This is a genomic window from Mesorhizobium sp. P3_A8 (assembly GCF_056402995.1).
This window is the reverse complement of record NZ_JBFUGI010000014.1, coordinates 186859-207215: the sequence shown is the minus strand read 5'-3', so window position 1 is coordinate 207215 and position 20357 is coordinate 186859. Positions and strand designations below refer to the sequence as shown.

Annotated in this window: 20 protein-coding genes; 11 read left to right on the top strand and 9 right to left on the bottom strand. The window is 62.9% G+C overall.

Features of this window, described 5'->3' with window-relative positions; translation table 11 throughout:
* The first annotated feature begins 87 nt into the window (after nucleotides 1-87).
* Nucleotides 88-1302, top strand: coding sequence for a clavaminate synthase family protein (locus tag AC1DX4_RS29025; RefSeq protein ID WP_477223566.1), 1215 nt, complete (start codon nucleotides 88-90; stop codon nucleotides 1300-1302).
* A 261-nt stretch (nucleotides 1303-1563) separates the two neighbouring features.
* Here the strand turns inward: AC1DX4_RS29025 and AC1DX4_RS29020 are convergent, their stop codons facing one another.
* Nucleotides 1564-2820 (bottom strand): hypothetical protein, encoded by a 1257-nt coding sequence (locus AC1DX4_RS29020; protein WP_477223565.1) that lies wholly within the window; start codon nucleotides 2818-2820, stop codon nucleotides 1564-1566.
* 107 nt (nucleotides 2821-2927) lie between these two features.
* On the opposite strand from AC1DX4_RS29020, the gene AC1DX4_RS29015 reads away from it, so the two are divergent.
* From AC1DX4_RS29015 to AC1DX4_RS28995, 5 genes are all read left to right on the top strand, one after another.
* Nucleotides 2928-3980, top strand: coding sequence for a CapA family protein (locus AC1DX4_RS29015; RefSeq protein WP_477223564.1), 1053 nt, complete (start codon nucleotides 2928-2930; stop codon nucleotides 3978-3980).
* A 56-nt stretch (nucleotides 3981-4036) separates the two neighbouring features.
* Nucleotides 4037-5014: a hypothetical protein gene (locus AC1DX4_RS29010; protein WP_477223563.1), complete on the top strand. Its 978-nt coding sequence runs from the start codon at nucleotides 4037-4039 to the stop codon at nucleotides 5012-5014.
* 457 nt (nucleotides 5015-5471) lie between these two features.
* On the top strand, nucleotides 5472-5714 hold the full coding sequence (locus AC1DX4_RS29005; protein ID WP_172348989.1) for a DUF1344 domain-containing protein: 243 nt from the start codon (nucleotides 5472-5474) through the stop codon (nucleotides 5712-5714).
* 202 nt (nucleotides 5715-5916) lie between these two features.
* Nucleotides 5917-7539 carry an FAD-binding protein gene (locus tag AC1DX4_RS29000; protein ID WP_477223562.1) on the top strand — a complete coding sequence of 541 codons (1623 nt, stop codon included), beginning with the start codon at nucleotides 5917-5919 and terminating at the stop codon, nucleotides 7537-7539.
* 15 nt (nucleotides 7540-7554) lie between these two features.
* On the top strand, nucleotides 7555-8178 hold the full coding sequence (locus tag AC1DX4_RS28995) for a hypothetical protein (RefSeq protein WP_477223561.1): 624 nt from the start codon (nucleotides 7555-7557) through the stop codon (nucleotides 8176-8178).
* A gap of 3 nt (nucleotides 8179-8181) precedes the next feature.
* Here AC1DX4_RS28995 and AC1DX4_RS28990 read toward each other — a convergent pair whose 3' ends face one another.
* The 3 genes from AC1DX4_RS28990 to AC1DX4_RS28980 form a co-directional block, all read right to left on the bottom strand.
* Nucleotides 8182-8703, bottom strand: coding sequence for a hypothetical protein (locus AC1DX4_RS28990; protein WP_477223560.1), 522 nt, complete (start codon nucleotides 8701-8703; stop codon nucleotides 8182-8184).
* A 141-nt stretch (nucleotides 8704-8844) separates the two neighbouring features.
* Nucleotides 8845-9975 (bottom strand): hypothetical protein, encoded by a 1131-nt coding sequence (locus tag AC1DX4_RS28985; RefSeq protein WP_477223559.1) that lies wholly within the window; start codon nucleotides 9973-9975, stop codon nucleotides 8845-8847.
* A gap of 6 nt (nucleotides 9976-9981) precedes the next feature.
* Nucleotides 9982-10416, bottom strand: coding sequence for a hypothetical protein (locus AC1DX4_RS28980; RefSeq protein ID WP_027044106.1), 435 nt, complete (start codon nucleotides 10414-10416; stop codon nucleotides 9982-9984).
* 900 nt (nucleotides 10417-11316) lie between these two features.
* Here AC1DX4_RS28980 and AC1DX4_RS28975 point away from each other — a divergent pair.
* Nucleotides 11317-12255: a diacylglycerol/lipid kinase family protein gene (locus AC1DX4_RS28975; protein ID WP_477223583.1), complete on the top strand. Its 939-nt coding sequence runs from the start codon at nucleotides 11317-11319 to the stop codon at nucleotides 12253-12255.
* Nucleotides 12256-12263: 8 nt separating this feature from the next.
* Here AC1DX4_RS28975 and AC1DX4_RS28970 read toward each other — a convergent pair whose 3' ends face one another.
* From AC1DX4_RS28970 to AC1DX4_RS28955, 4 genes are all read right to left on the bottom strand, one after another.
* Nucleotides 12264-12770 (bottom strand): DUF6790 family protein, encoded by a 507-nt coding sequence (locus tag AC1DX4_RS28970; protein ID WP_477223558.1) that lies wholly within the window; start codon nucleotides 12768-12770, stop codon nucleotides 12264-12266.
* A 123-nt stretch (nucleotides 12771-12893) separates the two neighbouring features.
* Nucleotides 12894-13811: an NAD(P)-dependent oxidoreductase gene (locus tag AC1DX4_RS28965; RefSeq protein ID WP_477223557.1), complete on the bottom strand. Its 918-nt coding sequence runs from the start codon at nucleotides 13809-13811 to the stop codon at nucleotides 12894-12896.
* Nucleotides 13808-15022, bottom strand: coding sequence for a mandelate racemase/muconate lactonizing enzyme family protein (locus tag AC1DX4_RS28960; protein ID WP_477223556.1), 1215 nt, complete (start codon nucleotides 15020-15022; stop codon nucleotides 13808-13810). Before AC1DX4_RS28960 ends, AC1DX4_RS28965 begins: the two co-directional genes overlap by 4 nt.
* A complete protein-coding gene (locus tag AC1DX4_RS28955; RefSeq protein WP_477223555.1) occupies nucleotides 15019-16635 on the bottom strand; it encodes a GMC family oxidoreductase in 1617 nt (538 codons plus the stop codon). Before AC1DX4_RS28955 ends, AC1DX4_RS28960 begins: the two co-directional genes overlap by 4 nt.
* A 206-nt stretch (nucleotides 16636-16841) precedes the next feature.
* On the opposite strand from AC1DX4_RS28955, the gene AC1DX4_RS28950 reads away from it, so the two are divergent.
* The 3 genes from AC1DX4_RS28950 to AC1DX4_RS28940 all read left to right on the top strand — a co-directional run bounded on the left by AC1DX4_RS28950 (nucleotide 16842) and on the right by AC1DX4_RS28940 (nucleotide 18608).
* Complete coding sequence (locus tag AC1DX4_RS28950; RefSeq protein WP_477223554.1) at nucleotides 16842-17783, top strand: phosphoribosylaminoimidazolesuccinocarboxamide synthase; 942 nt, start codon at nucleotides 16842-16844, stop codon at nucleotides 17781-17783.
* 100 nt (nucleotides 17784-17883) lie between these two features.
* Nucleotides 17884-18279, top strand: coding sequence for an acyl-CoA thioesterase (locus tag AC1DX4_RS28945; RefSeq protein ID WP_027044112.1), 396 nt, complete (start codon nucleotides 17884-17886; stop codon nucleotides 18277-18279).
* A gap of 125 nt (nucleotides 18280-18404) precedes the next feature.
* Nucleotides 18405-18608, top strand: a complete 204-nt coding sequence (locus tag AC1DX4_RS28940) for a hypothetical protein (protein ID WP_477223553.1) — start codon at nucleotides 18405-18407, stop codon at nucleotides 18606-18608.
* A 168-nt stretch (nucleotides 18609-18776) separates the two neighbouring features.
* Here the strand turns inward: AC1DX4_RS28940 and AC1DX4_RS28935 are convergent, their stop codons facing one another.
* Nucleotides 18777-19145: a winged helix-turn-helix transcriptional regulator gene (locus AC1DX4_RS28935; RefSeq protein WP_477223552.1), complete on the bottom strand. Its 369-nt coding sequence runs from the start codon at nucleotides 19143-19145 to the stop codon at nucleotides 18777-18779.
* Between the two features lie 91 nt (nucleotides 19146-19236).
* Between AC1DX4_RS28935 and AC1DX4_RS28930 the strand changes: the two genes are divergently transcribed.
* Nucleotides 19237-19842 carry an NADPH-dependent FMN reductase gene (locus AC1DX4_RS28930; protein WP_477223551.1) on the top strand — a complete coding sequence of 202 codons (606 nt, stop codon included), beginning with the start codon at nucleotides 19237-19239 and terminating at the stop codon, nucleotides 19840-19842.
* Nucleotides 19843-20357 lie beyond the last annotated feature (515 nt).

The window sequence follows — 20357 nt, the reverse complement described above, 5'->3', positions numbered from 1 at the left end:
TCAAAACTTGGGGAAAGAAACTCGTTTGAATATGGACTATTCGGTGCCCTAGGCTGGTCGAATAAATTCAACCGCAGGGGATGCCAGATGCTCGACACGCCAAAGCATGCAAGCCAGCCAAGCGACGCTGCCTTACAAGCGGTGCCGATCCGCGCAATGCGCGCTGAGGGCGGTCGCGTCGCAGTCGAGTTGGCGGACGGCCGCTCGGCAAGGTTCTCGACGCGCTGGCTGCGGCTGGCCTGCGAATGCGAGCAGTGTGGCGATACCGCCTCAGGCAAGAGGTGGCTGACGCCGGCCGATGTCGATAAGGCCATCCATGCCGAAAGCTTCGACGTCTCCACGCCCGGGCAGGTCATCGCCATCTGGCAGGATGGCCATGTCTCGCACTACGGCGCGGATTTCCTTGCTGCCCATATAGGCAGTTCAGGCCCGGACCGTTTCCAGCCGCAGACGTGGAACAGCGATCTGTCCGCACGGCTCGGCCGTTTCGCCTTCGATGCGGTGGTCGCGGATGACGAAGCGCTGTTCCAGTCGCTCAGGGCGTTGCGCGATCACGGCATCGCCATGCTGACCGGCGTTCCGGCCGAGACGGAGGCCACGGCGCGGGTCGCCGGCCGTTACGGACCGATCCGCGAGACCAGCTACGGCAAGGTCTTCAACCTGATCTCGCGGCCGGATGCGCGGGTGGCGGGCGAGACGGCGCGGGCGCAGATCCCGCACACCGACGAGCCGTTCCGCTATGCGCCGCCGGGCTTCATCTTCTTCCACGCCATCCGCACGGGGGCAGGCACCGGCGGCACGTCGCTGATTGTCGACGGCTTTCATGTCGCCGAACGGATGCGGACGCGCACGCCTGACCTGTTCGACCTGTTGACGCGGCACGGCGTCACCTTCCACCGCGAACACGCTGGCGAGGTCTTCTTCAGCGCCGAGGCGCATGTCATCAGCCTCGATGCGGCGGGCGCCGTCACCGGCATCCGCTACAATGACCGCTGCCTCGCGCCGCAATGGGCGCCTCTGGACCGGATCGACGGTCTGATCGAGGCGCTGGCCGAACTGACGCGGCTGATCTGCGATCCGCAGAACCAGTTCCAGCACCAGTTGCAGCCGGGGGAGGTGCTGGTCTTCGACAATCAGCGTGTCCTGCACGGCCGCAGCGCCTTCGACCCGACGCTTGCCGTGCGGCATCTGAGAAGCTGCAATATCGACCGTGACGGCGTGCACAGTGCGTTTCGCACGCTGGCCAGGCGGTTTGCTCCGGGGGAGGCGGGGGCGGTGTTGTATCAGGGGGCGATTTTTTGAGGCTTTGCAACGCGGCTTCTACCTCCCCCTTGTGGGGAGGTAGAACCACAGGTCCGGGTGGGGTTCTGGCGCTGGCCGGCAGGAACTGGGTTCCTCGCCCCCGTAAAGCGGGGGAGAGGTGGCCGCGAAGCGGTCGGAGAGGGGGCTGCGGCGCTGGTGGCTTTCTCTGAACGTGAAACGTCGCGCCAGCCCCCGCTCCGTCTCGGCTTCGCCGAGCCACCTCTCCCCCACGTTCGTGGGGGCGAGGAACCCAAGCTTTCGTCAATTAAACCACAGCGCGAACGTCAAAAACCCGCCGCCGCCGAACTCGCGCTGGATCTGGTCGAAGTCCTCGCTGGTCAGGATCTTGCCGCTTTCCAGGTAGGGCGCGATTCCAGGGCCGGTGATCGACAGCACCAGGTCGAAGGTCTTCGGCTCGTCGAAGAAGCGCTTCATGTTGATGCCCTTGCCGGTGATGCGGAAATGCGGCAGCAGCGCGCGGCCTTCGAGCAGGTCCTCGGCCATGGTCAAGGTGGCGAGCCAGGCCTGCACCTGCTCTTCGCCGACTTCGAGGCCGGTGAGCGGGTTCTCGCCCTTCTGCTGTGGGCCGGGCAGCCATTCGCGGTCATTGTCGGTCTCGGCGCGGATCGCCTTCCAGTCCTCGCGCGACAGCCGGATCATTTCCAGCAATTCCTGGCGCGCCGCCTTGCGGCGTTCCGGCTCGACCACCGGCCAGTTGATGAGATGCACCATCGAGATGAAATCGGCGATGCGCCATTCCGAGGAGAAGATGTTTGAGCCCATCTCGCTGGGCGGCGGCACGAGAATGTCCTGCAGCGGCAATTTTGCGCGCGGGAACAGCATGTGGAACGAGTCGTCGAACGTGTTTTTGAAATCATGCGCCAGCCAGAAGTCGGCCTGCGCGATCAGGAACTCGGCATAACCCTGCAGCCAGTAGCCGTCGGCGCGATCGAAGCGGAAGGTCAGTGCGGGCGCGGCATCGCCCTGCGAGATGCTGCCGCGCGACAGCGCGGCCATGATCGCCGCCATGCTTTCATCTGGCGCGATGGTGCCGTCCTCGTTGAGGTCGATGCCGACATGGGTGAGATCGATGACCATGCCGATATCGGCATCGGCCGGCACCGAACCCAGCGTCGCGGCGGATTTTGCCAGCCGGTCGCGGAAGGCGACCAGTATGGCGCGAAACTCTTCATAAGTCAGCGGCTCGGGGTTTGGATTGGGCGGCACCGGCAGCTGCATCAGCGGCAGCATGAAGGATTGCGGGCTCTCGAAACCATGGCGGTGCAGGCCGCTGGCGAGCAACTCCAGTGCGGTGAAGAACTCGCCGGCGCCGGCGGCATAGGCCGATGCCGGATCTTTCGGCGCGGCGGCCTCCAGCGTCGACAGGGCGCTGTCGCGCGCGGCCACGGTCTTGGCCTCGAACAAAGCGGTTGCCGCTTCGGGCATGGCGGCATTGGCGGAAGACAAGGGCATAAGCACAATGAAGGCGGAGGCCAGCAGATTTGCTATTCGTGTCATTCTTTCCCCTCCCATGTATTGTTGCGGGCGACCATACACGAATGTCGACCTATGCGCTTCAACCCGCCCACTGGACAGTCTAAACAAGGCAAACAATTGGGCGTCGCGTGTCGAATTATCCGCTTTCCTACAAACTGTCCTGGCTGCCGCGTTTCCTGAAGCCGTCGCTTGGCGGTGACGGCAACGGGTTTGCGCCGATGGCGGGCACGTTGATGGAGCCACCACCGGGAAAGACGGTGCGGCTTGCCTTCATCGGCGACATCTCGGCGGTGGCCAACAGCCGGGCGCCGGATTGCGATCCGGCGATCAAAGAACTGCTTGGCACTGCAGACCTGGTGATCGGCAATTGCGAAAGCCCTGTCGTGGACAGACCGAGCGCCGTGCTCGGAACGAAGCTTGGCACGCATCATGCGATGAGCGAGCGGTTCCTGGCCGAGGCGCTGGCCGCGGCCGGTCTTGCGCGCGAAAAACTGGTGCTGTCGCTGGCCAACAATCATGTGCTCGATCAAGGCGTCGCCGGTTTCGAGGAGACGGTGGCGGCGCTGAAGCGGCTTGGCATCCGCACCATTGGCCTCGCCGCCGACGGTCCGGTGCAGCCGGTCAAAGTCGGGCCGCTGGATGTCGGCTTCGCCGCCTTCACGCTGTGGCGCAATGCGGATGAAAACCTGTTTGCCGGGCGTGTGTCGATGAACCCGACAGGCTGGCAGCGCGATCATTTCGACCTTCTCTGCGCCGTGCCGCATTGGGACTGGGAGTTCCGGCATTTTCCACGCGCCGGAACAAGGGCATTGGCCAGGCGGTTGGCCGGGCAGGGCGTCGGGCTGATCGCCGGCCATCACGCCCATGTCGTGCAGCCGGTGGAGCGCATCGGCGGCACGATGGTCGCCTATGGGCTCGGCGATTTCCTCGGCACTGCCCTTGCCCGACAGCCATGGCCGGGGCGCATTGGCGGGATTTTTGGTGTCGATGTCAGCGCGGATGCAGGGACGCGTGGTGTGGTTGCGTCTTATCGGCTGCATCCCTTTGTGCGGCTGCGGGACGGGGATCATGAACGGCTGGTGCCGGTGAAGGGGTTGGAGGGCCGCATGCGCGACAAGGTCGAGGGGCGGCTGAGAGCGATCTTTCCTTCTCTGGCAACCGAAGAGGATGTCACTGCCTAGCCGTCTGGCGGCCCTCACAAAAGCAGCTATCATGCAGGCGTGCTGGCGGCGGAGAGATGGCAGTGGAAACAGCGGATTTCATGCCTGATGAGAACGACATCGCAGCCATCCGGAGGGGCATCGAAGCTTATGAAGCGGCGAGGGCTTCGACGCTGCGGCAGGTGCGCTGGCGGACGCCGCTTTTCGTTGGCTTGGTGCTGGTGGCCGTGGCGCTGATCGCATGGCTGTTCAACAAGGTCGCCGACCCCAACGAGCAATGGTTTTCGACACCGCATGTGTTTCTCTACATCATCGGTTTCGTGACGGCGATCCTGCTCTATTTCCGGGCGATCCGGCCGGCGACGCGGCTGCAGCAATCGTTTCGCGAGACGCTGATGCCGATCATCTTCGGCTTCATCGGGGATATGCGCTACCAGCACGACGTGACGCCGCATTCCTTCGACCGGTTGCCGCGCGAGACGGTCGGCGGCGCCAGCATGAGCCGCTTCGACGATATCATATCAGGACGCTATGACGGGTTCGCGTTCGAACTCTACGAAGCTGACCTTTGGGATGGGGCGTCGACCAAGACCAAGGCGACAACCTTCAAGGGCGTCATCGTCGCTTTCGAGGCCATCGAGCCGTTCCCGGGAATATTGGTGGCGACGCGGCGCACCAATGCGGTCATGGGCTTCTTCCGCGGCATGTTCGCCAGCAAAAAAATTCAGGAACTGTCATCCGGCGTGCCCGAACTTGATGCGGCCTATGAATTCCGCACCGACAATGTCGAGGCCGCGCGGCCGCTGGTGATGGGCCGGCTGGCGCAGGCGCTGAAATGGCTGGGCGAGACCTGGCCGGACGATCCCGCACGCGTCGCGCTCAATGGCGGCGACGGTTTCCTGCTGTTACCGCAGGCGAAGAATTTCTTCGAGCTGCCCGAAATATCGGTGCCGCTCGACTATACCAGCCATGTCGCGCCGATGATCTCGGACATGGGTGCCATGCTGGCGACCGCGGCGCTGGTGCGCAAGATCGGCGTGACGGACGCGGGCTAGAGCAGTTCACCGTTTCACGGAAACGGTGAACTGTTCTAGGTCTTTGTTTTCACGCAATTCCCAAGGGAAAGCGCTCTGCGCTTTTCCCGAGAAAACCGATCACACTTTTCCTGGAATTGCTCTAGCCGGCGTCGAAACAAAACGTGTCCTTGTCGATTTCCCGGAACATTTTTTGTGATCCCGCAGGACAGCAAATGGGGCAGTGGCATGATGACAGTCATGCGGCATCTAACCGACTCTTTTCATGGCAGAATTCGCCGACGCGATTGGCGCGAGATTACACCAGCCCTGTTGACCCGCAAGCAATGTGTCAGAATTAAGCCTATGATTTTGTTTGCGAAAATTCACTCAACGTGATTTGCGGCCTGCAGGCTTTCCGGCCCAGTGTCGGCTCGTTCGGTGCTGTCGTTGCCCAAGGCGACGGCCCGGAAAACCGAAACAGTACGGAGTACATCCGATGAAAAGAACCCTCGTAACCACCGCCGCTCTGCTCGCCTTCCTAGGCACGGCCTATGCCGCGTCCGTTCAGGGCACCATCCAGGCGGTCGATCCGACGACCAAGTCGATCACGCTCGACGACGGCAAGATCTACCAGCTGTCGCCGGAAGCGAAGATCGGCAAGCTGAAGGTCGGCGCCAAGGTGGCTGTGACCGTCGATGACAAGACCGGCATGGTGACGTCCATCAAGAAGGCTTCGTAGTCGCCGCGTCATGCGTCGGCAGACCTGCTGACCGGACTTTTCAGACCTGCTCCAGTCTTGGCCGGTTCCTTTGGGGATCGGCCATTTTCATGCTCCTGGTCACTCACCGCCATGCGGCCAGGGTGGCGGAACGCGGCCCCGACTGCGCTCCTATGGTTTTTGCCAAAGAGCCGCGCTATCCCTTGGCCAACGGGGGATTTGCATGGTTGGTGAACAGAAGGGGGTTCGCCTGTCGCGCCGGCTGGTGCTCGGTGCGGCTGTCGTCGGCGGCGCGGTGCTGTGGGGCGGCACCACCATGGCACGGCTGGCGCGCGGCCCTTCGGGGCCGAAGAATGCCGGCCGCATTGCCGACATCGACGGCATCGCCCTGCCGCTGAAGCCGATCGCCAGTCCGCCGGCCTTTGACCCCTCGCTGCCATGGTTGGCCAAGGGCGGCGACATCAACGATGCCAGCGGCCTGTCGCGGACGCCGGTCTATGGCGTCGTCGAGGTCAGCGAGGAAGACCACATCGCCAGGGCGCTGGCCTTCGCCCGCGCCAACGGGCTGAAAGTGTCGCTGGCCGCGATCCGCCATTCGATGGGCGGGCATGCCTTCGACGACAATGCGCTGGTGCTCGACCTCAAGAAATTCAACAAGGTCGGCGTCGATGCGGCGGCCAAGACCATGACGCTGCAACCGGGCGCGCGCTGGCACGATATCCAGAACATGCTGCATCCGCGTTTCGCGGTTAAGGCGATGCAGTCGACCGACATTTTCTCGGTCGGTGGTTCGCTGTCGGTCAACGCACATGGCATGGACCATCAGGCGGGCTCGGTGGCGGGTTCGATCCGCTCGATGCGGGTGATGCTGGCCGATGGGTCTGTGACGACCTGCTCGCCAGGCGAGAACACCGACCTGTTCCGCCACGTCATCGGCGGCTACGGCCTGTTCGGCGTGGTGCTGGAGGCGACGCTTGAGATCGTCGACAACGCCGTCTACCGGACCTCGCGCGAAATCATCAAATCCGACGACTTTCCAAAGTTTTTCGCCGAGGTGCTGGAGCCGAACAGGGATATCGGCCTGTTCTACGGCCATCTGTCGACAGCCCCGGGCAATTTCCTCGAGGACATGATCGTCTACCGTTACGACAAGGTGGCCGAGCAGCCGCCGGCGGACCAGCCTGATATCGGCGAACCGGGCTCGGTCGGGCTGAAGCGGGTGATCATCAACCTGGCGAAATGGGGCAGCGTATTCCAGGAGCTCAAGTGGTTCACCGAAAAGACGCTGGAGCCGAAATTCGAAAGCTGTACGGTGGCGCGCACTTCAGCGATGGCGCAAGGCGAGGCCTGTCTCGTCACCCGCAACAACCCGATGCACGATTCGGTGCCGTATCTCTTCAACGATTTGGCCGAAGAGACCGATATCCTGCACGAATATTTTATTCCACGCGCCGCGTATAATCCATTCATCACCGAGGCTCGCGAGATCCTGCGCAACCAGTCGCTGCCGGTGCTCAACGCCTCGGTGCGCATCGTCCACAAGGAGGATGTGGCGCTGACCTACGCGCCGGAGCCGGCCTATTCGCTGGTGCTCTACATCAACCAGCCGACCGATGCCGACGGCAATGCGAGGATGCGGGTGCTGACGCGGGCGCTGATCGACGTGACGATCAAGCATGGCGGGCGATTCTTCCTGCCCTATCAGCTGCATTACACGGCCAAGGAGTTGCTGGCGTCCTATCCCGAGCTGCCGGCCTTCCTGGCATCGAAGCGGCAATATGACCCGACGGAACTGTTTTCCTCGACCTTCTACCGTGCCATCAAGGCGCTGAGCGGGGTTGCGTAGCAGGAGAACAAATCGATGCGGATGGTATCGGCGGCAGCCCTCACTCTCATCGCGCTGTGCGCTGGGCCGGCCGGGGCCGAGGACCTCAAGGCGTTCAAATTGACGATCGATGGTGTGGCCGTCGACATCGATCCCGGCGAGAGCACAACGGTGACGCTGCCCGGCGGCAAGCAGAGCAAGGTGACGCTCCAACGCAACGACTTCGCCACCTTTTCCGGCGACAGTTTCTCCTTCATCCATCCGAGCACCATTTCGGTGACCAAGACCGATCTCGGCGAAAACATCACGCAATATCTGATGGCGTCGGCGCTGGGCACGATCGTCGTTGTGCAGGAATACGGCAAGATGAACCCGGTGTCGCTCAACCAGCTGATGCTGCAGGAGATGACCAGGGAGTCGGTGCAGGCAGGTGCCGAAGTGACGCAGCAGCCGACGACCCGCAAACTCGCCGACGGCAAGGAACTGACCGGCATCCGCGCCGAGGTGAAGACGCGCACCGACACCGCATATTTCGAGATCGTCGGCTACGGCCTCGCCGATCAGGGGCTGTTGTTCATCACGCGCGTCGGCAGCGAGGACCTGGGCACCGAACAGCCGCTGATCGACAAGTTCTGGGAGAGACTCAAGGTCAAGATGTAGGGACTAAAGCCCCGTCGGCACCAGGCCGGCCAGCCAGTTCACCGAGCGTTTTGCCGCGTCGGCGGTCGCGGAAGCGGCGCGGCCAAGATCGGTCTTGACCACGGCATAGCCGTTCTTGGTGCGATAGAGCACGCCGGTGCCGCCATCGACCACCTGTTCATAGGCAACGGGCCGGGCAGCGTCCGCTTCGACGGCCGTCGTCGGCGTGCCGACCGAAACGCTCGGCCGGTGGCTCAGTTCCGGCGGCAGCGGGCTTTCGGTCCTGACGATCCTGCTGGCCGGCTTCAACTCCGGGCCGGATGCGATGGCGGCGAGGTGCGAGGACGACGACGAGCCCTTGGTGCGGCAGATGCCGGACACCAGCGGATAATTGAAATTGCGCTGGTGCAGGATCTGGCTCTTCATCGCGGCTTCGCATTCGGCGATCGTCGACCATTTGGCCGGCGTCTCGCCGATATATTCGCACAGCTTGGCGTCGCAGTCGCAGCCGACAATGGTCATGGCGACAAGGGCGGTCTTGATCACGGTCTTGTCCCTTCGAGATGCCCCCCGGCAGCTCGGTCATTTCCATCGCGCGCGAACAAGGCGGGATTTGGCCGCGATTGTGGAATGAGCGTGGCGGAGCGCTCTGGGTGGCCAATCTTTGCGCGGTGTTACCGAAAGGTCTCAATAATCGTAGACGTGTTCGAGTTTTGCGCCTGCCTTCATCAGCGATGGCAGCACCAGATGCAGCTTGCGAACGGCAACGACCATTCCGGTGCGGCGCGTCGATGGGTCGGCCGGCAGCGGATAGCTGAACAGGATGCGCATGCCTTCGGGTACGGCGATCGAGTCGGTCGAGAGCATGGTGACCATGATCTCGTCATTGCCGCCGATCTCGACGAAGGAGACGCCCTTGTCGATCAGCCGCGGGATCATGTCGGTGAAGACCTGATAGCGCTTGGTGACGAAGATGGTGCCATCGGTGCCGTAATCGCGCTCCAGCAAGGTGTCCGGCTCATTGCGGGTGGCTTCGCCGACCGGACCCTTGGCCCAGACATGGATGTCGAGCAAGGCCGGGTCGGAGGTGGCGGCAAGCGCCTTCTTGATCAGGTCGGCATAGCCCTGCTTGATGGTGTCGGCGAGACCGAAGGCGAGCTTGCGTTCGCTGGTGCGGATGGAGCTGTCTCCGGGCGCCGGCTGCACGGCAAACAGGCCGGCGCGCTTTTCGGCATAAGGGAACTGGTACCACGGCACCTGGTCGAGAAAGCCTGCGTAGTCCGCCGCCACCTTGGCCTGGTAGATGTCGGCGGCGGTGCGCTTGGCCGATGTCGCCTCGGTGATGCGGCCGACGGTGTTCTCATAGGCCCATTGCAATATATGCTCGATCGAATGGCTGGTGCCGATGATGACCAGCATCTGATGGTTGGCATAGTTGAACTTGTAAGGGGAACTGGCGCGGATCACCGTGGCGTAGTCCTGCCAGAAGCGGCCGACATAGGACCAATAGGGAAAGCCGCTCGGCTGGTCCTTGCCAACGAAGCCGGCATATTCGCGCGCGGCATAGACGATCGCCCATTCGGGATAGGTGAGGAAGGTCGATTCCTCCGGCCGCTGGTAGCCGGGGATCTCGGCGCGGACCTTGTCGGCCAGCGCCTTGGGCGGCGCGCCATCGGCAATGCCGGGCAGCGGCGTCTTGTCGAGCGACGGCGTGGTCAGGAAGCCGTAGCTCAGCCCGACGACCGGGATGAGGATGGCGACGACGATCAGCCAGAGGATCGTCTTGATGAGGCGCTTCAGCCAGCGGAACAGGAACATGGCCGGTCAGGCCGTGGCGAAGTGGTCGTAGATGCGCTTCGACAGCCAGAAGCCGACATAGACGGCGAAGCCGCCAATGACGAGGTGCGGCAGGTTGGCGAAGAAGCGGGCGGGGAATTCGATGTCGTTGAGGGAGCGGAAACCGTTGATGAAGATGCCGGCATCGAGGCAGCCGGAACCGGTGATCAGCCCGAGCACGCCGTCGAACAGATAGACCGAGCCGAACAGCTTGAAATAGAACACCGCCTGGCGATGCGAGATGAAGGCGGCAGCCAGCGCCCAGACGCCGGAGAAGGCGTGCAGCAGGTCATCGTACCATTGCAATGAGAACAGGCCGAACAGATTGCCGTTGGCATCGTTGAACGCCGGTATGTAGCCGATGGCGACGACGGCGAAGAACAGGAAAGCATAGGCAACGGCAAGCTTCTGGATAAGCGTCATGAAGTATCCCCCTTCAAGAGACTGCTTGGAAAGTCACTCCGGCGGCCATCTGATGGCGTTTTCTGCGCTTCCCCGTTCTACTGCGTCGCAGTAGAACTGAGCTCACGGACTCATGTCCGCTGCGCTCCGGTTCTCGAAACCACCACCATATGACTCGCCAGAGCAACTTTCGAAACAGTCTCTGATCGCGTATCGAACGGACTCTATCTGCTCGATACTAACCGATTTTAGCGCCTGGTGAAGCGGTGCCCGCAACTTTGCCGGGAAAGAAGCTGAGGAGGATAAAAGACAGTCGGCGCCGGGATTTCTCCCAGCGCCTCCCTGTCAGATCAGGACACGGTCGCGGCAGCAACTTCCGTAAAGTCGTCGCGCCATGCCGGCCTTGATTTTGACGGTCCTGCCAGTCCGCCACCCGAGAGCAGCGTCCGTTCGGGACCTCGCCGGTCTCCGCCCTTGCGGGCTTTGCCCTGCGGCCATCGAAGGTTTTTGCCGTCCTTCATGGCAGCATCGGTCCGCCGTCGGCGTTGGCACGCTTTCCGCGGCCCCGTAGGTCTCGGCTTCCGTCCCTCGAACAGGCAAGCCTGCTCTCGTTTCGGGCCGTACGGGCCTCAGGAAATCCGCCTTTCACTTCGCCTTTCGGCTTGATGATTGGTAGCCGCCTGAGATGGGTTGAACTTACGCGGGGTAAGGGTCCGGGGGAATGGCCCTGGGCCTGTGGATAGCGGGATTATCGGGGACTGTTTGCCAAGGACGCCGAAATTTCGGCGCCGGTTGCCTTAGACAGCGTGCCCCGCTTTTTGGTGCTCCGACCGACAGCCCCCCTTGCTCCGCCGGCGGGCAGGGGTTTCAATGCCGGCAAACGATCGGGCGTGTATGTCCGGCGCCGGGGAGGGCGAGTATTTGAAAGTCGGGGTGGTTCTCAATCCGATTGCTGGTGGCGGCCGGCTGAAACGGTGCTGGCCTGAAGTCGCCGCTTCGCTGAAAAAGCATTTTGGCGATTTCGAGCTGCGCGAGACGCAAGCCGAGGGCGATGCCGAACGGCTGGCAATCGACCTTGCCGTCAGCGGCTTCGACCTGGTGATCGCGGCAGGCGGCGACGGCACGGCGAGCGAGGTGGCGGACGGGCTGCTGCAGGCGTCCGAAGAGAGCGGCAAGACGACCGAGCTTGGCCTGCTGCCATGCGGCACCGGCATCGATTTCGCGCGCGGGCTCGGCCTGCCGAAGGACGTGGATGCGACGCTGAAGCGGATCGCCGAGGCCAAGGGGCGCAAGGTCGATGCCGGGCGCATCTGCTACATCGACGACCATGGCGCGCTGGCTAGCCGTCACTTCATCAACATCGCCAGCCTCGGCCTGTCCGGGGCGACGGACCGCGCGGTCAATGCCGACAAGCGCAAGGGCAAGATGTCGGCCAAGGCGCTGTTCCTCTGGCGCACCGTGGTCGAGTTCATCCGCTACCGCTTTCAGGATGTACGGATCACCGTCGATGACGGCACCCCGGTCGAGGCGCGCATGGCGCTGGTGGCGGTGGCCAACGGCAAATTCTTCGGCGGCGGCATGATGATCGCGCCCGACGCCGAACTCACCGACGGAGAGTTCGACATCGTCATCCTGCGCGCGGCGGGCAAGCTGAAGCTGATCTGGGACATCCGCCTGCTCTATGGCGGCCGGCACCGCAACCATCCGGCAATTACCATATTGCGCGGCAAGAAAGTAGTGGTCGAACCGCTCGGGGATGTCGAGATGAACGGCGCCTTGGTCGATATTGATGGCGAGTCGCCAGGACGTATTCCGGCAACCTTCGAGATCCTGCCCGGAGCGCTGACGCTGAGATATTGAGGCTCTGGCTAAGCCGGCTTGAAGGCTGTCGCGGCGAGGTACAGCGCCAGCACCACGAAGATGAACAGGTCCGAGATCATGGCGATGTTCTCGTTGGTGTTGCGGTCGCCGTTGCGGACATGCAAGGCGCCCGCCAGGCCATAGAACAGACCACCGGCGATTGCCGCCGGCACCACCCATTCGCGGTTCAGCAGCGACACGGCGCCCAACATGCCGATGGCGAAATTGCCGAAACCAAGCTCGCGAACGATGACCTCCGCCGCCTTGTCCTTGATGCCGAAAATGGTGTCGGCGGTGAAGGCGGGGTTTGCCATTTGCCTGATGCCGGCAAGCAGCAGCCGCGTGCCCACTCCCCAGAAGACGAACCACTTGCCGATGAGAAAGACGAGGCCAGCGCCGCTCGGGAATGCGAGGAATTCGATGAGGATCGAGGCGACGGGAAAGACACCCATCAACAGCACAACAACCGCCAGATACATGAACCGCCCCCAAAGCCGCCCGGCTTTCCGCGCCATGGGGTTATCTGAGCGGAGCTGAGGTTCCGAATCAAGCGGCTGCGGGATTGATTCAAGTCTTTTCGAAACTGAATCCGGCTATCGATTCAAGTTAATGAAATTGCTTGGTTTTCCGACCTCCGGTCAAAGCTCCAGCTTGGCTGGGAAACCGGGCGCACGCAGGTCGGTGCCAACGGCATCCTCGAGAAGTTTGACGATCTGCGTCGACCAGGCGCCACCGCCATAGGCTTCCTTGCCCCGCTCGAAAATCGCGTTGACGCGCGTGGCGAGATCGAGCGGCACGCCGAAATCCTTGCCCATGCCGAGCGCGAAGCCGAGGTCCTTCAACGCCAGGTCCATGGTGAAGCCGATGTCGTAGGAGCCGTTGAGGACGAGCTGGCTTTCGGTCTCATGGACGAAGCTGTTGCCGGAGGAGGCAACGATGGCGTGGTAGGATTGGGCAAGGTCGAGCCCACCCTGCTTGGCCAGCATCAGCGCCTCGCCGGCGGCGACGAGATGGATGAAGGCCAGCATGTTGGTGATGACCTTGATCACCGCCGCAGAGCCGATCGGCCCCATCAGGAAGGACTTCGCGCACATCGCTTCGATGGCCGCGCGATGGCGTTCGTAGAGGGCGGCATCGCCACCGACCAGCGCGGTGATTTTTCCCGCTGCCGCCAGATGCACGCCGCCGGTGACAGGGCATTCCAACGTCTCGACGCCCTTGGCCGAAGCGAGGGCGGCAAGGCGCACGATCTCGTCGCGGCCGTTGGTCGACATCTCGATCCAGGTGCCGCCCTTCGGCAGTCCTTCCAGCAGGCCGCCGGGGCCGGTCAGCACTGCTTCGCTGACCTTCGGCGAGGGCAGGCAGGTTATGGCATTGCCAGCCTGCGCCGCGGCCTCGGCAGGGCTGTCGGCAGCGGTGGCGCCGAGCGCCACGAGGCGCTCGACGGCGGCGGGGTCGCGGTCGAAGACGGTGACGGCAAAGCCGTTGCGGATCAGGCTGGCGGCAAGGTTGCCGCCGAGATGGCCGAGGCCGATGAAGGCGTAGCGTTCGCTCACGGCATCAACGGTGTCTGCATCATCTGCAGGTGCAAATCCTTGCCGGTATAGGGATGGGCATCGCAGACCGCCTCGTTGAGCTCGACGCCCAGCCCCGGTTCCTTCGACGGGATGACGTTGCCGTCCTGCCATTCGATCTTCTTCTTCAGCAGCGCGGCGTGGAAACCGTCCCACTGCTTCAGCGATTCCAGGATCAGGAAGTTGGGTAGCGTCACCGCCAGCTGGATGTTGGCGGCACCGACTATCGGCCCGCAATAGCAGTGCGGCGCGATCTGGATGTGATAGGCCTCGGCCATCGCCGCGATCTTCTTGGTTTCCAGAATGCCGCCGGAGCGGCCGAGATCCGGTTGCAGGATGGTCGCGGCGCGGTTCTCGATGACGCGGGCGAATTCGAACTTGGTCGTCAGCCGCTCGCCGGTGGCGATCGGGATCGATGTGCCTCGCGCCACCTGCGCCATCACTTCGGGCATGTCGGGCGGCACCGGCTCCTCGAACCACAAGGGATCATAGGGCTCGATGGCGCGCGCCATGCGCAGCGCGCCCGATGCGGTGAACTGGCCATGCGTGCCGAACAATATGTCGGCGCGGGTGCCGACCGCCTCGCGGATCGCCTTGACCATGCGGGTGGCGACATCGATGTCGACCAGGCGCGGCTGGTGGCCGTCAAAGGCGGTGTAGGGACCTGCCGGGTCGAGCTTGACGGCATTGAACCCCTGCTCGACATATTCGAGCGCGCAGGCCGCCGCCATTTCGGGGTCGTTGTAGACATTCCTGCCGTCCGGCGCGTCCTCGGAATGAACACTGCCGGTGTGTGGATAGAGATAGGTGTAGGAGCGCAGCGTCTCATGCACCTGGCCGCCGAGCAATTTGTAGACCGGCTTGTTGGCCTCCTTGCCGACAATGTCCCAGCAGGCCATTTCCAGCGCCGAGAAGCAGCCCATGCCGGTCACGTCGGGGCGCTGGGTGAAGCCGGAGGAATAGGCGCGGCGGAAGAAGTTCTCTATGTCGTGCGGATCGTGGCCGATCAGATAGCGCTCGGCCATGTCCTCGACCAGCTTGGCCGTGACATGGGCGGAGAAGGTGGCGTTGTAGGCTTCGCCGTAGCCGACCACGCCGCCATCGGTGGTCAGCTTGACGAAGATGAAATACTTGCCGCCGATGCCGGGCGGCGGGTTGCCGACAACCCAGGTCTTGACGTCGGTGATCTTCATTTTTGGTCCTCCAGAACCAGTTCGGCGCCCTTCCACCCGGTCATGATCGAGGCGGCGTTGGTGTTGCCGGTGATGTTGTCGGGAAAGATCGAGGCGTCGATGACGCGCAAGCCGTCAAGGCCATGCACTTTCAGGCGAGGGTCGACGACGGAGCGCTGGGGATCAGGCCCCATACGGCAGGTCGAGACCGGGTGATAAACGGTGCCCGAGCGTTTCCTGAAATCGGTGATCAGATCGGCGTCGGACTGGATCGATGGGCCGGGCAGGACTTCTTCCCTGATGATTTCCGCCATCGCCGGCATCGAGGCGATCTTGCGCACGAACTTCACCGCCGCCAGCATCTCCTCGACATCGGCATTGGTCGAAAAGGCGTTGGCGACGATCTTTGGATAATCGCGCGGATTGCTGGAGCGTATCATGATCTCGCCGCGGCTCGACGGGCGGCAGTTGGACAGGCCGATGGAGAAGCCGGGCCACGGATCGGGCGTCAGGATCGGCCGCTCGCCGCTCTTCGGGATGACGGTCGAGAACGCCTGGAAATAAAGCTGCATGTTGGGGCGCGAGAACGCCGGGTCGGTGCGGAAGAAGCCGCCGCCATGGTTCATCGACAGCGACAGCGGGCCGGAACGGGTGAGGATGTATTGCATGCCGACCAGCAGCTTGCCCCACCAGGGGCGCAGGATCTGGTTGAGCGTCGGCAGCTTGCCCTTGAAGGTGTAGTTGATGCCGACATGGTCCTGCAGATGAGCGCCGACATTCTCGTTGGCGTGGACGACCGGAATGCCGAGCCCCGTGAGCAGGGCCGCAGGGCCGACGCCGGAGAGCTGCAGCAGCTGTGGCGAGTTGATCGATCCACTGGAAAGGATGACCTCGCGGCCGGCTCTCGCCGTCTTCGTCTCGCCGTTCTGCAGATACTGGACCCCGACGGCGCGTTTGCCTTCGAACAGGATGCGGGTCGCCAGCGCATTCATTTCGACGCGGACGTTGGCGCGTTTCATCGCGGGGCGCAGGAAGGCGCGTGCCGCCGACATGCGGCGGCCGTTTTTGGTCGAGATCTGGTAGGTGCCGACGCCTTCCTGGGCGGCGCCATTGAAATCCGGATTGAGCGGCAGACCGGCCTGCTGGCCGGCCGCGAGATAGCGCTTGGTCAGCGGGTGGACGGCGTTCATCGTCTCGCTGATGTGCAGGGGACCACCGGTGCCGCGCCATGTGTCGGCGCCGGTCTCATTGTCCTCGAGCGCCTTGAAGGCTGGCAAAAGATCATCATAGCCCCAGCCGGGATTGCCGGCATCGCGCCAGTCGTCGAAATCCTCGCGCGCGCCGCGGATCCACACCATGGCGTTGATCGAACTCGAACCGCCAAGCAGCTTGCCGCGCGGCCAGTGGTCGACATTGCCGCCAAGGCCGGGGTCAGGTTCGGCCTTGTAGTTCCAGTTCACCGCCGGGTCGAAGAAGGTCTTGCCGTAGCCGAGCGGCATCTGCACGTAGAAGCGGCGGTCGGTGCCGCCGGCTTCCAATACCAGCACGGAAAAACGACCCGAAGCCGACAGTTTGTCCGCCAGAACCGAGCCGGCCGAGCCGGAGCCGACGACGATGAAGTCATAAGTCTGCATGATTAAGTCTGGGCGGCTCCGGAAAACTGGGTGCAGCCTAGACGCCATGGGTTCGCCGAGTCGCCGCGCCTTCCGGCATGCGTTGTGAAAAAAGCGACTGCCCTGTCAGGTCGAGTTGCGGGGAATACCGACAATCGCGCTTGATATGCATGGGGTCGACGGCTTATGCGATGGCATCAGCCAATCCGAGGAAGTCGGGAAATCATATGCGTACCCTGTCGGATGCCTTCATTCCCGAGCTGCCCGGCCACTACAAGGGCAAGGTCCGCGAAAATTACGATTTGGCCGACGGGCGGCGCATCATCATTGCCACCGACCGTCTCAGCGCCTTCGACATCATCCTGACCTCGATCCCGTTCAAGGGCGAAATCCTGACCCAGACGGCGCGGTACTGGTTCGAGGAAACCGCCGATATCTGTCCGAACCATGTTCTCGAATATCCCGACCCCAATGTCGTGGTCGGCACAAGGCTCGACATCCTGCCGGTCGAGATCGTCGTGCGCGGTTATCTGGCGGGGACCACCAGCACCTCGATCCTGACCCGCTATAAGCGTGGCGAACGCGACATGTACGGGATGCGCCTGCCGGACGGGCTGCGCGACAATGAAAAGCTGGCCGAGCCGGTCATCACGCCGACAAGCAAGGCAGCGGATGGCGCCCATGACGAGCCGCTGTCCAGGGCCGAGATCCTCGAACAGGGACTGCTGACGCAGGCACAGTGGGACACCGTCTCGGATTACGCCTTGCGGCTGTTCGCCCGCGGCCAGGCGCGCGCCGCCGAGCGCGGCCTGATCCTTGCCGACACGAAATACGAATTCGGCACCGACAGAAGCGGGACGATCATCCTCGCCGACGAAATTCATACGCCGGACAGCAGCCGCTACTGGATCGCCGGTAGCTACGAGCAGGCCCTCACAAGCGGCACGCGGCCAGACAGCTTCGACAAGGATTTCATCCGTTCGTGGGTGGCGGCGCGCTGCGATCCCTACAAGGATCCGATCCCCAGGATTCCGGACGAGATCGTCGAGCAGGCCTCGCGCATCTATGCCCAGGCTTACGAGGCGATCACGGGCAAGGCATTCGTTCCCGACGTTTCCGGGGATACCGTTCTCGATCGCATCCGCTCGAACCTCGCGCGCTACTTCTAGCGGCAAGGCGAAGCTTTGCCGCGTTGACGCGTCCGCGCCGTGACGCTACGGGATCGAGGGCAATCGATCTCAAGCCGCCGACCTCAGGGGATTTTCTCGCATGGTGCAGTACGCGGAAGGACGGCCGATCGGAGACCTGACGCTGCGCACGCTGGCCATGCCTTCGGACGCCAATGCCGCCGGCGACATTTTCGGCGGCTGGGTGATGGCGCAGATGGACCTTGCCTGCGGCATCCGCGCCGCCGAGCGCGCCAGGGGCCGCGTGGTGACGGCCGCGGTCAAGGAGATGTCCTTCGCCAAGCCGATGAAGATCGGCGACACGCTGTGCATCTACACCCATGTCGAACGCGTCGGCCGCACCTCGATGACGCTCAAGGTCGAGGCCTGGGCGCAGCGCTATCTCTCCGACCTGATGGAAAAGGTCACCCACGCCGATTTCGTCATGGTGGCGCTGGATGGCGAGGGCAAGCCGAAGGCCGTTCCGGCCGAGGGTTGACGAAAACCCGTTCTGCCGTTCTCCCAATATGGGACAATTGTTACACCGCTGATGCGAGCGATGCGTTTCGCGACATCCAGTGGTTGCCCTCACGCCCGATTGTGCCGGCGTTGGAGGGGGAGACAATGCGTCAACACATACTGAACAGCTGGCTGGTGGCAGCCCTTGTCGCAGTGGTTTGCCTGCTCGGCGTGACTGCCTATGCCGAAGTCAAAAACGACCTTCCGAACACCACTTGCCTGCAAGGCAACAAGGGCGCCCGCCAGCCGGCCGCGACATGCGCGCCCTGCAGCCCGGCGCCTTGCGGGAGCCCGGCGCCGAAAAGCTGAAGGACTGCCTTTGGTCTGCGAGTGTCGTGGTCAAATCAGCGCGTGCGTGGTCGTCCTCGAGCGCAATAAGACAAAGTTGCCAGGCTACGTTTTAAGAGCCACAAATTCCCTGCCGTCAGCCAATTTCGCTCAACCGCGAAACTCCTGACACCTTGCAGCGCAAAGGTTTCAGGCGTGCATGCCGTCAAATTTCTCGCGTGCCGCCTTGACGCGCGTGGTGTTCTTGCGCGCCCATTCGCCGAGTGCGCCGACCGGTATCAGCAACTCATGTCCGAGTTCGGTCAGCTCGTAATCGACGCGCGGCGGGATGGTTGGAAACACGGTGCGGGTGACGAAGCCGTCGCGTTCCAGCCCTCGCAAGGTGGTGGTCAGCATCTTCTGCGAGATGCCGCCGACAGCGGCGCGCAGCTCGTTGAAACGCAGCGGTCCGTCGCCAAGCTTCCCGACCACAAGCACGGTCCATTTATCGCCGACGCGCTGCAGGATTTCCGAAATGGCGCGGCAGTCTTCGGTGCGGTGCGGGTGCCTCGGTAACAAAAAAGTGCCTCCTTGCGTCGGCGGATCGCGGTATCTCATATAGCGCCGGTATCCAAATGATACCAGCTTTTTACTGGAATGGAGAGCCCCCATGTCAAAGCCGAAAATCGCCATCATCGTCGGTTCGACGCGCGCCGCGCGCTTCGCCGATGTGCCCACCCAATGGATTGCCAAGATCGCCAAGTCGCATGCCGACATCGAAGTCGAGGTCGTCGACCTGCGTGATTTCCCGCTGCCCTTCTTCGACGAGGTTGCGTCCTCCGCCTGGGTACCGTCGACCAACGAAGTGGCGCAGCGCTGGCAGAAAAAGGTCGCCGAGTTCGACGGCTTCATCTTCACCGCGGCTGAATACAATCACGGCCCGACGGCCGTGCTGAAGAACGCCATCGACTACGCCGCCAACGAATGGAACAAGAAGCCGGCCGGCTTCGTCGGTTATGGCAGCGTCGGCGGTGCCCGCGCCGTGGAGCAGCTCCGCCTCCATGCCGTCGAGTTGCAGATGGCGCCGGTCAAGTCGGCCGTCCATATCGCCTGGGGCGACTTCCTCGCCGTTCGCCAGGGCGAGAAGAAGCTTGAGGATCTCGAGCATCTGAACCAGGCCGCCACGGCGCTGGTCAACGACGTCGCCTGGTGGGCCAAGGCGCTGAAGAAGGCCCGCGATGCCGACGTGGTGGACGAGGAAATCAAGGCGGCCTGATCGCCTTTTGAGATTATCCTCCCAAGGGATATGGGGCGGCGCATGCGCCGCCCTTTTCAATTGTGTGAAACCGCTTGTGGCCGGTAGCCCAGCAGCCGCTACCAATCCGGATTGTCATGGAGCCAGTATGCTTCAAAACAGCCGAATTGGGGCGGGAGAGCCAGTCGCCGTTTGGCGTCAAATGCCATCTGCGAGAGAGACCAAGATGAATTGTTCTTTGTCGCATTGGGCACAATTGTGTACCCTTCTTGCACCAACGTCAGTCTCGTTTCCTCGAAGTGCCTTCTGAAGCCGCTCTCGATTTGGCTTCTGAGATACCGTCGTCCTTGCAGGCATTCTTGCTTCAGAATGTCGGAATACAGCCGGGCACTGGCCGTTCTCACTGCTTCTTCGGCAATCGGCTTGTAAGGTTGCTTGTCCTTGGACCAGCATCGTCCTGCCGACGCCACCAGCATCGCGGCCAACAGGCCTGTCAGGAGCCTCCGCACGCTTGTCCGTCCTCCGGTACCGTGCTG